The 14704-nt window shown below is 70.4% G+C and carries 13 protein-coding genes; 3 read left to right on the top strand and 10 right to left on the bottom strand.

The window, feature by feature from the left end; translation table 11 throughout:
* Positions 1–138 precede the first annotated feature (138 nt).
* From map to dxr, 6 genes are all read right to left on the bottom strand, one after another.
* Complete coding sequence (gene map / locus F0L68_RS21970) at positions 139–996, bottom strand: type I methionyl aminopeptidase (protein WP_149851527.1); 858 nt, start codon at positions 994–996, stop codon at positions 139–141.
* A gap of 48 nt (positions 997–1044) precedes the next feature.
* Entirely contained in the window at positions 1045–2871 is a 1827-nt protein-coding gene (locus F0L68_RS21965) for a penicillin-binding transpeptidase domain-containing protein (RefSeq protein WP_223199022.1), read from the bottom strand.
* Between the two features lie 70 nt (positions 2872–2941).
* Positions 2942–3796, bottom strand: a complete 855-nt coding sequence (locus F0L68_RS21960) for a GNAT family N-acetyltransferase (protein WP_188316735.1) — start codon at positions 3794–3796, stop codon at positions 2942–2944.
* A gap of 63 nt (positions 3797–3859) precedes the next feature.
* Positions 3860–5023, bottom strand: a complete 1164-nt coding sequence (gene ispG / locus F0L68_RS21955) for a flavodoxin-dependent (E)-4-hydroxy-3-methylbut-2-enyl-diphosphate synthase (RefSeq protein ID WP_149851525.1) — start codon at positions 5021–5023, stop codon at positions 3860–3862.
* A gap of 31 nt (positions 5024–5054) precedes the next feature.
* Positions 5055–6275 carry a M50 family metallopeptidase gene (locus tag F0L68_RS21950; RefSeq protein WP_149851524.1) on the bottom strand — a complete coding sequence of 407 codons (1221 nt, stop codon included), beginning with the start codon at positions 6273–6275 and terminating at the stop codon, positions 5055–5057.
* A 2-nt stretch (positions 6276–6277) separates the two neighbouring features.
* On the bottom strand, positions 6278–7552 hold the full coding sequence (gene dxr, locus F0L68_RS21945; RefSeq protein ID WP_149851523.1) for a 1-deoxy-D-xylulose-5-phosphate reductoisomerase: 1275 nt from the start codon (positions 7550–7552) through the stop codon (positions 6278–6280).
* A gap of 158 nt (positions 7553–7710) precedes the next feature.
* Between dxr and F0L68_RS21940 the strand changes: the two genes are divergently transcribed.
* Positions 7711–7977: a GlsB/YeaQ/YmgE family stress response membrane protein gene (locus F0L68_RS21940; RefSeq protein WP_149851522.1), complete on the top strand. Its 267-nt coding sequence runs from the start codon at positions 7711–7713 to the stop codon at positions 7975–7977.
* Positions 7978–8061: 84 nt separating this feature from the next.
* Here F0L68_RS21940 and F0L68_RS21935 read toward each other — a convergent pair whose 3' ends face one another.
* From F0L68_RS21935 to F0L68_RS21925, 3 genes are all read right to left on the bottom strand, one after another.
* Positions 8062–8697 carry a response regulator gene (locus F0L68_RS21935; RefSeq protein ID WP_223199021.1) on the bottom strand — a complete coding sequence of 212 codons (636 nt, stop codon included), beginning with the start codon at positions 8695–8697 and terminating at the stop codon, positions 8062–8064.
* 60 nt (positions 8698–8757) lie between these two features.
* The gene (locus tag F0L68_RS21930; RefSeq protein WP_149851521.1) at positions 8758–10428 is read right to left on the bottom strand and encodes a sensor histidine kinase; all 1671 of its coding nucleotides are present in this window, start codon (positions 10426–10428) and stop codon (positions 8758–8760) included.
* Positions 10429–10545: 117 nt separating this feature from the next.
* Positions 10546–12267 (bottom strand): CehA/McbA family metallohydrolase domain-containing protein, encoded by a 1722-nt coding sequence (locus F0L68_RS21925; RefSeq protein WP_149851520.1) that lies wholly within the window; start codon positions 12265–12267, stop codon positions 10546–10548.
* A gap of 384 nt (positions 12268–12651) precedes the next feature.
* On the opposite strand from F0L68_RS21925, the gene F0L68_RS21920 reads away from it, so the two are divergent.
* Positions 12652–12897 (top strand): DUF2631 domain-containing protein, encoded by a 246-nt coding sequence (locus F0L68_RS21920; protein WP_149851519.1) that lies wholly within the window; start codon positions 12652–12654, stop codon positions 12895–12897.
* Positions 12898–13030: 133 nt separating this feature from the next.
* Here F0L68_RS21920 and F0L68_RS21915 read toward each other — a convergent pair whose 3' ends face one another.
* Entirely contained in the window at positions 13031–13951 is a 921-nt protein-coding gene (locus tag F0L68_RS21915) for an oxidoreductase (protein WP_149851518.1), read from the bottom strand.
* An 87-nt stretch (positions 13952–14038) separates the two neighbouring features.
* On the opposite strand from F0L68_RS21915, the gene F0L68_RS21910 reads away from it, so the two are divergent.
* Complete coding sequence (locus F0L68_RS21910) at positions 14039–14587, top strand: TetR/AcrR family transcriptional regulator (RefSeq protein ID WP_149851517.1); 549 nt, start codon at positions 14039–14041, stop codon at positions 14585–14587.
* Positions 14588–14704: the final 117 nt, after the last annotated feature.

Below are 14704 nucleotides of genomic sequence, written 5' to 3'. Positions count from 1 at the left end.
CTGACGCTCGTCGCGCGCGTTCGCGCCGCTACTGTGTTGAATGCTGAGCTCGCAAGCTCACTCACGAGCGCTCCTCGCTGACGCTCGTCGCGCGCGTTCGCGCCGCTACTGTGTTGAATGCTGAGCTCGCAAGCTCACTCACGCGAGCGTGAGGATCTCAGCGCCGTCCTCGGTGACCACCAGGGTGTGCTCGAACTGGGCGGTCCACTTCTTGTCCTTGGTGGTGACGGTCCAGCCGTCCGACCACAGGTCGTAGTCGATAGTGCCCAGCGTGATCATCGGCTCGATGGTGAAGGTCATGCCCGGTTCGAGGGTGACGGCCACGTTCGGCTCGTCGTAGTGCAGCACCACCAGCCCGCTGTGGAAGGTGCGGCCGATGCCGTGCCCGGTGAAGTCGCGCACCACGCCGTAGCCGAACCGCTTCGCGTACGCCTCGATCACCCTGCCGACCACGTTGAGCTGCCGGCCCGGCTTGACCGCCTTGATGGCCCGCATGGTCGCCTCGTGCGTGCGCTCGACCAGCAGCCTGGCCTCCTCGCTGACCTCGCCCGCCAGGAAGGTCGCGTTGTTGTCGCCGTGCACGCCGCCAATGTAGGCCGTCACGTCCACGTTCACGATGTCGCCGTCCTCGACCACCGTCGAGTCCGGGATGCCGTGGCAGACGACCTCGTTCAGCGAGGTGCAGCAGGACTTCGGGAAGTTCCGGTAGCCCAGCGTCGACGGATACGCGTTGTTGTCGCACAGGAACTCGTGCACGACGGCGTCGATCTCGTCGGTGGTCACGCCGGGGGTGATCACCTTCCCGGCCTCCTGGAGCGCCTGCGCGGCGATCCGCCCCGCGACGCGCATCGCCTCGATCACCTCGGGCGGCTGCACCCACGGGTCCGTGTTGCGCTGCGGCGCCGGCTTGTCCACGTACTCGGGACGGGCGACGGCGGACGGCACGGGCCGCCTCGGGGACTGCTCACCTGGGGTCAACGCGGCGCGCACGGGCATGGCACCACATTACGACGCGCCGACTGGACGTATGTACGGCACCAGCACTTAACCGAGCGCCCGCAGGAACTTTCCCGTCACGTCGACGGCCGGGACCGAGCTGTTCGCGCCGAGGATCAGCACGGCGAACGCGAGGTCACCCCGGTAGCCGACGAACCAGCCGTGCGAGTTCACGCCGTCGCCGAACTGCGCGGTGCCGGTCTTGCCGCGCACGTCGGCGATGTCCTTGAGCTGGCCGGCGGTGCCCGAGGTCACCACCTCGCGCATCATGTCCCGCAGCGGGGTGAGCACCTCGGGCGCCAGCGGCTGGCTCGGCGCGTCCTTCACCTTGGTCTGCACGCCGCGCAGCAGCGTCGGCGTCGGCATCGAGCCCTTGGCGACGCTGGACGCGACCAGCGCCATGCCGAACGGGCTGGCCACCACCTTGCCCTGGCCGAAGCCGTCCTCGGCGCGCTCGACGATGTCGGTGGCCGGCGGGACCGAGCCGGTCACGGTGGTGATCGCCGGCAGCTCGAAGTCGACGCCGAGACCGAGCTGGCGGGCCGTCGTGGTCAGCGCGTCGGCCGGCAGCGCGGCGGCCACCTGCGCGAAGGTCGTGTTGCAGGAGAAGGCGAACGCCGAGTGCAGCGGGATGGTGCCCTTGTCGAACTCGTGGTCGTTGGGCACCACGCGCTTGCCGTCGATGACGGTCTTGCCTGGGCAGGGCTGCGGGCTATCGGCGGGCGCCGTGCCCGACGCCATGCCGGCGGCGGCCGTCACGATCTTGAAGGTGGAGCCGGGCGGGAAGTTGCCGGACAGCGCAATCGGCCCCTGCGCGTCGGCCGGCGCGTTCTGCGCCACCGCGAGGACCTCGCCGGTGGACGGCTGCATGGCGACCAGCACGGCCGCCTGCGGCACCGGCCCGACGGCCTCCTGCGCCGCGATCTGGATGCCCTTGCCCAGCGTCGTGTGCACGGCCTGCGCGGGCTCCGGCGCCTTGGTGAACAGCGTGTTGACCTCGCCGCCGGTCGCGTTGACGCTGACGACCCGCCACCCGGCCAGGCCGGCGATCTGGTCGTCGACGGACTTGCGGATGGCCGGCAGGATCTGCGAGCCGAAGTTCTTGTCCGGAGCCAACAACCGGGTCTGGGTGGGGAAGCTCACCCCTGGCAGGTCGTAGATCGCGGCCTTGACCTGCTGGTAGTCCGAGTCGCGCAGCGACACCACGGTGTAGGGCGCGGTGGGGGCCTTCGCGATCGCGTCGGTGATCGACTGCGGGGTGATGGTGTTGTCGAAGCGCACCAGCGCGGCGGCCAGCGCGGTGCTCGCCGCGGTGAGGTCGCCGGCCGTCTTCGGGTCGACCGTCACGGAGATGACCTTCTCCGGGGACAGCAGCGGCGCGCCGTCCCGGTCGAGCACGGGCGCGAGATCGGCCGGGGTCTCGCGCAGCGCGATGGTCTGCTGCGCGGCGAGCTTGGGGTGCACGACGGTGGGCGCCCAGTGCACCTTCCAGTCGTCGGAGTCCTTCCGCAGCTCGACCTTGCTCTGGTAGGTCCAGATCCGCTTGTGCCCGAGATCCCAGTTCAGCGTGACGCTGGCCTCCGCCGACTTCGAGTCGCCGGAGGCGTCCCTGACCTGGTCGACGGTGGTCGTCATGCCGGCAGGCTTGAGCGCGCCGCGCACGGAGTCCAGCAGCGCCTTGGCCGAGTTCGCGTCGTCGGTGAGCCCTGCGGTGGCCTGGGTGTCCCCGCTCGCGAGTTTGCCGAGGAAGTCCTTGGTCACGTCCTCGGCGCTCGGCTTCGACTGGAACAGCCCGCATCCGGCGACCGGGAGCACCAGCAGGAGCGCGAGCAGCGCGCCGGGCAGGAGCCGCCGTCGATCCACTTGTTGCCGCACGACCGCAGTATGCCCGTGCGCCCCGACAGCCGTGTCACGAAGGACGCATTTCGCGACATCCGGGACAGGATCAGAACAGGACGGTCGCGTACTGGCCGACCTGGGTGAAGCCGATCCGGTCGTAGGCCGCGCGGGCCACCGCGTTGTAGCCGTTGACATACAGGCTCGCGGTGCGCCCCATGCTCCGGACCAACCGGTCCGCGACGCTCGCCGTGCCGGCGGCGCCGAGCCCCTGGCCGCGCCGGTCCGGATGCACCCACACGCCCTGGATCTGGCCGACCTTGGTCGACAATGCACCGATCTCGGCCTTGAACACGACCTCGCCGCCCTCGAACCGCGCGAACGCCCTGCCGCCGGCGATCAGCTCGGCGACCCTGGCCCGGTAGCTCGCGCCGCCGTCCTCCGCGCGGGGGTCGACGCCGACCTCCTCGGTGAACATCGCGATCGCCGCCGGCAGGTAGCGGTCCAGCTCGTCGGGCCGCACCGGCCGGACCAGCGGGTCGAGCGGGATGGCCGGTGGGCGGGCCATCGCCATCAGCGGCTGGTCCGCGCGCACCTCGCGGGCCGGACCCCAGTCGGGCTCCAACTCCTGCCACAGCCCCAACACCTGCTCGGCGGGACCGACCAGCGAGGAGCACATCCGCCCGCGCCGCCGCGCCCGGTCCGCGAAACAGCGCAGCGCGGAACTGTTGCCGCGCAGCGGGATCAGGTTCGGGCCGGCGTAACAGAGCCCGTCGAGTCGGCCGCCGCGCACGGATCGGTGGTCACACGCCCACACCTCGCCGCCGAGCCGCCACGGGTCCAGCCCCGCGACCTCCACCCTGGCCGCCACCATGCAGGCAGTGACCGGGTCACCGTCGAGCACTCCCAGCACTCCTGGGAGATCCCGTTCGTCGAGCAGCCGCGCGCCGGCGAGCCTCAACACGCGTCCAGCGTGCCAGACACACGGGGCCGAGCGCGCGGGATACGCCCGCTCGGCCCAGGACCGTCAGGAGACCGTGACCACCGGGCTGCCGGCCGACTCGGCTTGCTCGCCCATCTCCTCGGCAATGCGCATGGCCTCCTCGATCAGGGTTTCCACGATCTGGTGCTCCGGCACGGTCTTGATCACCTTGCCCTTGACGAAGATCTGCCCCTTGCCGTTGCCGGAGGCGACGCCGAGATCGGCCTCCCGCGCCTCGCCCGGCCCGTTAACGACGCAGCCCATCACGGCGACGCGCAGCGGCACCTCCATGCCCTCAAGGCCCGAGGTGACCTGCTCGGCGAGCGTGTAGACGTCCACCTGCGCCCGCCCGCAGGACGGGCAGGACACGATCTCGAGCTTGCGGGGCCGCAGGTTCAGCGACTGGAGGATCTGCGTGCCGACCTTGACCTCCTCGACCGGCGGCGCGGACAGCGAGACGCGGATCGTGTCGCCGATGCCCTGGCGCAGCAGCGCGCCGAACGCGACGGCCGACTTGATCGTGCCCTGGAACGCGGGCCCAGCCTCGGTGACACCGAGGTGCAGCGGGTAGTCGCAGGACTCCGCGAGCAGCTCGTAGGCCCGCACCATCACGACGGGGTCGTTGTGCTTGACCGAGATCTTGATGTCGTGGAAGTCATGCTCGGCGAACAGCGACGCCTCCCAGAGCGCCGACTCCACCAGCGCCTCCGGCGTCGCCTTGCCGTACTTCTCCAGCAGGCGCGGGTCGAGCGAACCCGCGTTGACGCCGATCCGGATCGGCGTCCCGTGGTCGCGGGCCGCCGCGGCGATCTCCTTGACCTTGTCGTCGAACTTCTTGATGTTGCCAGGGTTCACCCGAACCGCGGCGCAGCCCGCCTCGATCGCGGCGAACACGTACTTGGGCTGGAAGTGGATGTCCGCGATCACCGGGATCTGCGACTTGCGGGCGATCGTCGCCAGGGCGTCCGCGTCGTCCTGGGTCGGGCAGGCCACTCGCACGATGTCGCAGCCCGACGCGGTCAGCTCGGCGATCTGCTGGAGCGTCGCGTTGACGTCCGCCGTGACCGTGGTGGTCATCGACTGGACCGAAACCGGGAACTCGCTGCCGACGCCGACGGCGCCGACCTGGAGCTGCCGGGTCTTGCGGCGCTCGGACAGCACGGGGGGCGGCAGCGCCGGCATCCCCAGCATCACGCCATCGACGCTCATGAAAACTGCACCTTTCCTGACTGGCGAACCATCACTGGCCGCTCAGCGTGATCGGGTTGACGATGTCGGCGGTCACCGTGAGCAGCACCATCGCGCCGCCGAGGAAGATCACCACGTAGGTCAGCGGCAGCAGCCTGGTGTAGTCGACGGGTGCGCCGGCCGGCCGGCCGCGCAGCTTGCGCAACCAGTCTCGCACCCGTTCGTAGAGGTTGACCGCGATGTGACCGCCGTCAAGCGGCAGCAGCGGCAGGAGGTTGAACACACCGACGAAGAAGTTGAGGCTGGCCAGCAGCAACAGGAACAGCCACCAGATGCCCGCCTGCGCGGCCTCGCCGCCGATCCGGCTCGCGCCGACGACACTGACCGGCCGGTCCGGGTCCTGCTTGTCGCCCATGATGGCCTTCACCACGGCCGGCAGCTTCGCCGGCAGCTTCTTGAGGCCCTCCCAGGTGTTGCTGAACATCATCCCGGTGAAGCTGACCGCCTGCGGGAACGCCTGCCCGACGGTGTAGCGCAGGTTGTTCGCCGGCTTCATGCCGATCGCGCCCGCCTCGTGCAGCGGGTTGTCCTGGCCCTGCTTGGCATCGGGGCTGACGCGCTGCACGGTGGCCACGTCGACGGTGAGCGTCTGCTGCGTCCCGGCCCGCTCGATCGTGATGGGCGTCTTGCCTCGCGAGTGCTGGATCGCGTCGACCGCGTCCTGCCAGGTGGCGGTGTTCTTGCCACCGACAGCCACGATCAGGTCATTGGGTCGGAGTCCGGCGGCCTGGGCCGGCGCCGGCACGTCCGGCGTGCACGGCGTGTAGTCCACCAGCGTCTTCGGGTCCTGCCTGGCGTTCGCGCAGCTCAGCGAGCCGACCACCGGTTTGACGGTGGGCAGGCCCGTCGACACGGCGGCGATGAGCAGGATCAGGAACCCGACGATGAAGTGCGTGATCGAGCCAGCGGCCAGCACGATGACGCGCTTCCACGTCTTCTGCGCGTAGAAGGCCCTCGGCGCGTCGGCCTTGGGCACCTCCTCCAGCGCGGTCATGCCGACGATCTCGCAGAAGCCGCCCGCCGGGATCAGCTTGAGCCCGTACTCAGTCTCGCCCTTGCGGAAGGAGAACAGTTTCGGCCCGAAGCCGATGAAGTACCTGGTGACCTTCATGCCGAAGGCCTTGGCCGTCAGCAGGTGACCGAACTCGTGCAGGGCGATGGACACCGCGATGCCCAACGCGAAGAGCACGACCCCAACGATGTACCAGAGCAAGTTCAGTCCCTTTCCGAGCCAGCCGTTGTGCCGACCAGTTCCCGCGCCCTTGCCCGCGCCCAGTCCTCGGCGGCGAGCACCTCGGCGACGTCGGCGGGCTCGGCCCGCCAGCCGTCCGCCTCGTCCAGGACACGCCGCACGGTGTCCACGATGGACGTGAACGACGTGCCCCCGTCGATGAAGGCCGCGACGGCCTCCTCGTTGGCCGCGTTGTACACGGCGGGCAGACAACCGCCGCCGGCACCGGCCCGCCTGGCGAGCTCGACCGCGGGGAACGTCTCGTTGTCCAGCGGTTCGAACGTCCACGCTGTTGGCACCTCGAAGGTACACGCGGCGGCCGCCCCCGGTACGCGGTCGGGCCAGCCGAGGCCCAGCGCGATGGGCAGGCGCATGTCCGGCGGGCTGGCCTGGGCGAGCGTCGAACCGTCGGTGAAGGTGACCATGGAGTGCACGATCGACTGCGGGTGCACGACGACGTCGATCCGGTCGTAGGGCACCCCGAACAGCAGCTGCGCCTCGATCAGTTCGAGGCCCTTGTTCACCAGGGTCGCCGAGTTGATGGTGATCACCGGGCCCATCGACCAGGTCGGGTGGGCCATGGCCTGCTCGGCGGTGACCCCGGCGAGGTCGGCGCGCTGTCGGCCCCGGAACGGCCCGCCGGACGCGGTGAGCACCAGCTTGGCGACCTCGTCGGCGCGCCCACCACGCAGGCACTGGGCCAGCGCGGAGTGCTCCGAGTCGACCGGCACGAGCTGGCCGGGCTTCGCGGCGCGCAGCACCAGCGGGCCGCCCGCGATCAGCGACTCCTTGTTGGCCAGCGCGAGGGTGGACCCGGTGGCCAGGGCGCGCAGGGTCGGTTCGAGGCCGCGTGAGCCGGTGATGCCGTTGAGCACGACGTCGGCCGGGGTGGAGTCGATCAGGTCGAGGACGGCGGTCGGGCCGGCCAGGATCCTCGGCAGCCGGAACTCGCCCTTGGCGTAGCCGCGCCGCTGGGCCTCGGCGTACAGGGCCAGCTGCACGTCCTCGACGGCGGTCGCCCTAGCCACCGCGACGGCCTGCACGCCGAACTCGACGGCCTGGCCGGCGATCAGGGCAGGGTCGGCGCCACCAGCCGCGATGCCGACGACCCTGAACCGCTCCGGGCTGGCGGCGATGACGTCAAGGGCCTGGGTGCCGACGGACCCGGTCGAGCCGAGGACGAGGACTGTGCGTTGAGCGCTCTGCGGCGTCGGCGAAGGCGCTGACGTCGCGGCTGCTGCTGTGCTGGTGGGCTCCATCACCGTCCATTGTTCCCGAAGGCGGGTGTGGTCCGGGCATGGACCACCGCGATAACGAAACGGTAAAGCCTGCGTGCCGATCGCTTTGGTGGGAACCTCTTAGAAAGACAGGATCGCGTCGCACCCGGGTGGCGCGGCCATCGGGAAGGAGAGCGCGGATGGGCTTCATCGGTTGGATCGTGCTCGGCCTCATCGTCGGCGCGCTGGCGAAGGCCATCATGCCCGGCAAGGACGGCGGCGGCTTCATCATCACCATGCTGCTCGGCATCGTCGGCGCGGTCGTCGGCGGTTTCGTCGGCAAGCTCGTCTTCAAGACCGAACTCGGCGGGTTCTTCAACATCCGAACCTGGGTGCTGGCCATCCTCGGCGCGCTCATCGTGCTCGGGATCTACCGACTGGCCACCGGCAAGAAGATCACCTCCTGACCTCCCGACCAGCACCGTCGCTGTCATGCAGGGTCCCGTCAAGACGTCCAGCGTCTTGACGGGATCCTGCATGGCAGCACGCTCCTAGTCGGCCAGGCCGGCGTCCCTGGCCAGGAGCGCGGCCTGGACGCGGTTGGTCACGTCGAGCTTGACCAGCAACCTGCTCACGTAGGTCTTCACCGTCGCCTCGCTCATGTGCAGCCGCTGGCCAACGTCGGCGTTGGACATGCCGAAACCCAGCAGGCCAAGCACCTCCAGCTCCCGCTCGGTGAGGCCGGCGATCTTCCGCTGCGCCTCCTGTTTGCGCGGCTGGCTGCCGTCGGCGACCATGCCGACGACCCGGCTGGTCACCGTCGGCGACAGGTACGCCTCGCCAGCGAACACCGCCCGCACCGCGCGGGTCAGCTCCTCCGGCGCGGTGTCCTTCAACAGGAAGCCTGCGGCGCCGCCGCTGAGCGCGCGCACGATGTTGTCGTCCTCGCCGAAGGTGGTGAGCATGACGATCCGCACCGAGGGCGCCAGTCGCCGCAGCTCCTTGGCCGCGGCGAGCCCGTCCATCCTCGGCATCCTGATGTCCAGCAGCGCGACGTCCACCTGATGGTCGACGGCGGCAGCGACCGCCTCGCGGCCGTCACCGGCCTCGGCAACCACCTCGATGTCGTCGACGCTGCTCAGCAGGGCCTTGATGCCGGCCCGCATCAGCGGCTCGTCGTCGGCCACGATGACCCGGATGACGCGGGCCCCCGTCGCGGGTGAGGAAAGGCGATCCACAGTTACGGCCTACCACTCCTGGATGTAGGTGTTCTTCTCGACGAGCTTGCCGTCGGCGAAACAGAACCGCAGCACGCGGTTGGTCTTCGCGCCGGGCTCCTGCTCGGCGCCCTGGTAGTAGGCGCACGTCGCGCCGGACGGCTCTGGTTCCGCGCCCCGGTGCAGCGTCGGCTCGTCCGGGCTGTGCCTGGCCGGCAGCTGCGTCCTGACCTGCACCTCCGGCTGACCGACCTGCACGTTGTCGTAGGTCTCCCGCGACACCGCGGCGCCGCCGTACTCGGCGATCACCCAGGCGAACCCGACCAGCACCACGAGCAGCACCACGCCGGCCGTCACGATCGACCCGGTGCCGGCCCAGCTGCGCACCCGGTTGCCCGGCCGGGGCTCGTCCGCCGAGACGTCCCCGTGCGGCTCGCCGAGCGGCCGCAGGTCCTCGTCCGCGTCGCTGTCCCGGTCGGCACCGGACGGCTCCTCGTAGGGCAGCACGGCCGCGATGCGGAAGCCGCCGTCGGGCAGCTGGCCGACGTGGGTCAACCCGCCGACCAGCCGAATGCGCTCGCGCAGCCCGATCAGCCCGACACCAGCGCCGCGCCCGTCCTGCTGCTTCTGGTCCGTGCTCGGGCCGTTGCGGACCTCCACGACCAGGGCGTCCGGCTCGTAGCGCACCGCAACGGCCACCGCGGCGCCCGGCGCGTGCTTGTGCGCGTTGGTCAGGCCCTCCTGGATCACCCGGTAGGCGGCGTGGCTGACCGGCACCGGCAGCTCGTGCTGCTGGCCGCCGGTGGTGAGGCTGACCGCGGTGCCGGCCCGCCGCGAGCCCCCGATCAGCTCCTCGACCGAGTCCACGGTCCGGCCGCCGGGGTCCTCGCCCTCGTCGCCGCTGGTGCGGAGCACCCCGATGACGCTGCGCAGCTCCTCCATCGCGCCGAGCGCGGCGCTGCGCAGCACCCGCACGGACTCCCGCTGCTGCGGACCCAGCCCAGGATCGAGTTCCAGCGCGCCCGCGTGCACCGAGATGAGGCTGAGCCGGTGCCCGAGGCTGTCGTGCATGTCCTGGGCGATGCGGTTGCGCTCCCGCAGCCGGACCTGCCGGGAGATCATCACGTGCTCCCGGCGCAGCCGCTGCTCGCGCTCCCGCAGCGCGGCGACCAGCGCGGCCCGCTGCGCGACATACCGGCCGATCAGGAACGGCAGCACGACGGCGAGACCGAAGATCGCGAGCACCATGTACCAGATCAGCGGCCCGCCGACGCCGATGTCGGGCTGGCGCAGCGCTCCCCACAGGAACAGCGGCAGCGCGAGCACCACGGTGATCAGCGACCGCCGCCAGGACGCGATCCGGTAGCCGGCGCCGAAACTCAGCAGGATCAGCACGGCCGCGCCGCCGATGGCGACCAGCATCAGGGCCAACAGCGCGAGCGCCGGCAGCCGCAACCGCGCCAGCACGAGCACCGCCAGCACCGCGCAGCTGCCGATCGCGGCCCAGCCTCGCGGCGGGTGCTCGCTCATCCAGCCGGGAAACACGTCGAGGCCCAGGACGATCACGATGGCCAGCAGCTCACGCAGGACCCGGAGGCCGGTCGTCGCCCTGACCTGCTCGACCGTCTCGCGCAGGAAGGCCAGCACGGCGGGCCACACCCGGCCGAGGGCAGCGCTGATCCGGGACACCAACTGGTTCACTTCGAGAACTGTACGAACCGGACGCCCCGGCTGTCGTGGCCCCTTGGTCGTGACCCACCGCGACGAAAGTCGACCGGGCGTCCCGGGGCCGCGCCGCCGCGCGGCCCCGGGAGGTCCTCAGACGGCGTCCACGAAGATCGGGTTCGTGTAGGCCCACAGGTCGATCCACGGGTCGCCGCTGCCGGGGGTGTGCGTCTGCGGCCCGTGCGGGTCGACGGCCGCACCGAGCAGGCCGGGGCCGTTGTGGTTGCCGTCACTGCCGCGCAGCCGCACGTAGAAGGACCGGTCCACGCGGCCGAGCGGGATCCGCAGGGTGAACGTGCCGCGCCGGTCGGAGACGTCGAAGTGCTGCACGACCTTGGTGTCCGGGGCGCGCCAGGTGTCGCGGTCGGCCACCGGCCCGGTCACCGCGCCCTTGATGACGTCCAGGGTGGCGAGCTTGGGCAGCATCCCGTGCGCGTTGCGCCGGGTGGACGGCGTGATCCGCACCTCGAGGGTGACCCGGTGGCCTCGGCGCACCCGCAGCCGCTCGCCGAGCGTGACACCGCACGGGTCGAAGTCGTCGCGGCGCAGCCGGACCTCGATGCCGTCGATGAGCTGGCCGTGGTCGACCCACACGCGGCCGGCCCGCAGCCCGGCCATCACCTCGCGGTAACCGAATCGGGTGACGCCGACGTGCGTGCGGCTGAACTGGCCGGGCCAGAAGTCGCTGCCCGGCTGAGGCGTGCCGCTGTCGTACGGGTCGGGCTTGCGGCCGAGCGAGTCGAAGTCGGTGCCGGGCGGGTAGTCGCCGTCGTGCCAGGTGTCGAACACCGTGCGGTGGTTGTCGGAGTTGGAGGTGACCCAGAACGGCTTGCCCTCGGCGAGCATCGAGTCCCACAGGCCGCCGACTGTGGCGGTCATCCAGTCGAAGCCGCCGTAGGTCCGGTACGCCTCGAGCGGGAAGCCGGGCCAGGACCGGTCGGACGGCGAGTTCTGGTACTCGCCCCTGATGCCGTTCGGGCCGCCCCAGCCGGGGATCGCGGCGCCCTGCGAGCCGGGCGCGCCCTCCATGCCGATGAAGATCTCGGGCGCGGCGTCGCGCCAGGCGCGGATCTCGTGCGGCGAGTCGATGCCGAGCCGCGACGGGTGGTTGGCCAGGGCGAGCACGTCGGGCGCGGTGCCGTTGCGGCGCTGCTCGGCGAGCCACTTGATCGCCGCGATCGCCCGCTGCTCGTTGGCCGCGGTGGGGTCGTCGAGCTTGTTGAGTTTGGAGTCGTGCGCGAGTTCGAACCGGGTGAGCAGGTCGACCTCGTGCGGTCCTGGCGCGGTGAACACCGTGGCGTGCTCGGCCGAGGGGATGTACCACTCGAGGCCCTGGAACACGAGCAGCCTCGGGTTGGCCGCGCGCACGGCCTTGATCTCCTGGTTCTCCCTGCTCGCCCCCGCCGCGTTGGCGTGCCCGAAGTTCGAGTGCTCGGTCGCCACCATCCAGTCGAGGCCGTACTGGGCGGCGTGGTTGGTCTGCTGGAGCAGCCGGTACTTGGCGTCGTGGCTGTAGATGCTGTGGATGTGGTGGTCGCCGACGAGGTAGGCGTACCGGCCGGACCTGCCGTTGTCCGGGGGCGATGGCCGGTGCCGTTCCTCGGCGGAGAGCGTGTCCACTCCGTCCGAGTCGTCCTCCGCCGCCGAGGCCGTGCCGGCGCCGAGGGCGCTGGTGGCCAGGAAGCCCGCGCCGAACAGCCCTGCCCCGCGCAGCAGGCCGCGCCGGGACACGCCCTGGGCGTCCAGGCTCTGCTCGGGCACCTCGGGGTCCGCCCAGTACGGCAGGATCCGGTCGCTCGATTCGTCGGTGCTCACCCGATGTCCTTTCACGTTCGCCGCCGCGCGCCGAGCAAGCGGTGACAACGTTGTCCAACCGCCTGGGCACGCGAAACCAAACGCTAGGTCCGGCAGCGGTCCGCCCGCCGACCTCCGTGTGAAGCCTGGCCGTCCGCACCCCCACGAACGGGTTACATCGGCTGGTCAGCGGCCTGCCGCGCCACGCTGGGTAGCCGAACCGCCACCGAACCGCGGTGATCTCCGGCGCGGCGGCGGCCGGCCCGTCGAGCCGGCCGAGGGCGCCGGACGCGCCGCCGGACCACCTCGGGTCGGCGACCCGCGTCCCGTGTGCGACGATGAGCGCGACATCAGGATCAACCAGAAGGGGTCGTGGAGGCTGTGTCTTCGGGGTCTTCTTCCAGCGTGGACAAGCGGTCCGGCCAGACGGTCGACCCGCACGAGGAGCCGTCGGTGGACTGGGGCTGGCACGGCTCCTTCCCGCGCGGCACCCGGATCGCCGGCTGGCTGAGCGCCGCGATCTGCTTCGTGATGCTGATCGGCAACCACCACGGTCACGTCGAGGACATCTGGCTGATCTTCATCGGCTCGGTGATCGTCCTCGCGCTGCTGCGCGACCAGGTCAAGCGCCGGACGTCCTGGCGCCGCTGAACATCCCTGTGCGGCCGCGTCCCGCCCCCACGACGGCGGCACGGCCGCACAGTACTGTCTCCACCCGGTCGCTCAGGCGGCGCGTTCACCGGCACCAAGATCATCGCGACCAGCTGTAGTATCAGCCGCCCCCTCATCGGGCACTCCCCTTCAGAGCCGAGTAGGTGACCCCGGTCATCCGCTCGGACTCCGCCCACAGTCGTTGCCGTGCCTGGGCATCGGTCGTGAGCGGTTCGATACGAGTGGGCAGCCCGGAAAAGCGCATTGGTGGCCGTCCGTTTGGCGCGTAGTAGTCCCCACCTCGGGCGTCGGGGTCGGTGGCCGCACGCAGCACGATCCGAGCGCCCGCAATGGCGTCCGGCTGACCGAACAGCCTTGTGATCATGGTTGTTGCCAGCCGGATCGGCCCGGTGAGATGCCGAGTCAGCTCGGTTGGGGTCATGCCGGGTTCCACCGCCACCGCGATCGTTCGCGAGCCGGCTGCCGCAAGGCGACGATGCAGCTCCTGGCTGAACATCACGTTGGCCAGCTTCGATTGGGCGTAGGCGTCGATCGGGCGGTACCTGCGCCGCCGGAAATGGGGATCGTCGAGATCGACTGCGCCGTTGCGGTTCGCCGAGCTGGTGACCGTGACGATCCTCGAATCGGGACTCTCGGACAAACGGTCGAGTAGCAGCCCGGTGAAGGCGAAATGCCCCAGGTGGTTGATGCCGAACTGAAGCTCGAAGCCGTCCTCGGTCGCGCCAAACGGGGTCATCATCACCCCCGCGTTGTTGACCAACAGATCCAGGCGAGGGAGCGTGCCCCGAATCCATTCCACGGCCTGCCGGACGGACGTCATGGACGCGAGATCCAATCGGCAGACAAGGATCGACCCATCCATCGCAGTCGCCACCCGTTCGGCCTTCTCGACGTCACGGCAGGCAAGCACCACGGTCGCACCGCGAGACGCCATGGCTTTCGCCACCTCGAACCCAATGCCGGTGTTGGCACCCGTGATGACAACGGTCCGGCCACGTTGATCGCCCACGTCAGTGGCGGTCTGCTTGGTCATCGTCCCCCCTCGACTACAATCGGGATGGTCGTCCCGCTTCACTATCCGGGATGCCCATCCCGCTTGTCAATGGGAGGAGACGGGGACATGACGGACCACGCGGAGCGGCCGCTGCGCGCCGACGCCAGGCGGAATCGCGCACGGGTCCTGCGGACCGCGGCGGAGGTCTTTGCCACCGAAGGCCTTTCGGTGCCAGTGCACGAGATCGCCCGGCGGGCAGAGGTCGGAACCGGCACGGTGAGCCGGCATTTCCCCACCAAAGAGGACCTGTTCGCCGCCGTCCTACTGGATCGGATGCGCACCCTCGCCGACTACGCGGATGCGCTGACCGCGGAGCAGGAACCAGGCAACGCCTTTCTCGGACTGTTCACGAAGCTCGTCCATGAGGGCGCCGCCCACCGTGGGCTGGCCGAGGCCCTGACAGGAGCCGGATTCGACATCGAGGCCGCAGCGGCGGCTGCCGGATGCGACGTGTCAGGCCGGTTGCGCGACATGCTGACCAACGCCCAACAAGCCGGAGCCATCCGACCCGAGATCACCTACGCCGACCTCAAGGCGCTCATGGCCGGATGCCTTGCCTACGAAGGAGACGACCTGGACCGCGTGATCAACGTCGTACGTCGAGGGCTCCAGTAGCCGGAATGGCGCGGGCTATCCCTCAGCGGCGAGCTGCCCGCAGGCGGCAGCGATCTCCTTACCACGCGTGTCCCGCACCGGGCACGGCACACCGGCCTCGTTCACCCGCCGCACGAA

Source organism: Solihabitans fulvus, from assembly GCF_008386585.1.
GTDB lineage: Bacteria > Actinomycetota > Actinomycetes > Mycobacteriales > Pseudonocardiaceae > Solihabitans > Solihabitans fulvus.
Note: the sequence above shows the minus strand (reverse complement) of the source record. Positions and strands in the feature narration are given on the sequence as shown.

Excerpts from the sequence above, each read along its gene's own strand:
- map (WP_149851527.1), bottom strand. The coding sequence starts at position 996 with ATGCCCGTGCGCGCCGCGTTGACCCCAGGTGAGCAGTCCCCGAGGCGG.
- ispG (WP_149851525.1), bottom strand. The coding sequence starts at position 5,023 with ATGAGCGTCGATGGCGTGATGCTGGGGATGCCGGCGCTGCCGCCCCCC.
- dxr (WP_149851523.1), bottom strand. The coding sequence starts at position 7,552 with ATGGAGCCCACCAGCACAGCAGCAGCCGCGACGTCAGCGCCTTCGCCG.
- F0L68_RS21940 (WP_149851522.1), top strand. The coding sequence starts at position 7,711 with ATGGGCTTCATCGGTTGGATCGTGCTCGGCCTCATCGTCGGCGCGCTG.
- F0L68_RS21915 (WP_149851518.1), bottom strand. The coding sequence starts at position 13,951 with ATGACCAAGCAGACCGCCACTGACGTGGGCGATCAACGTGGCCGGACC.
- F0L68_RS21910 (WP_149851517.1), top strand. The coding sequence starts at position 14,039 with ATGACGGACCACGCGGAGCGGCCGCTGCGCGCCGACGCCAGGCGGAAT.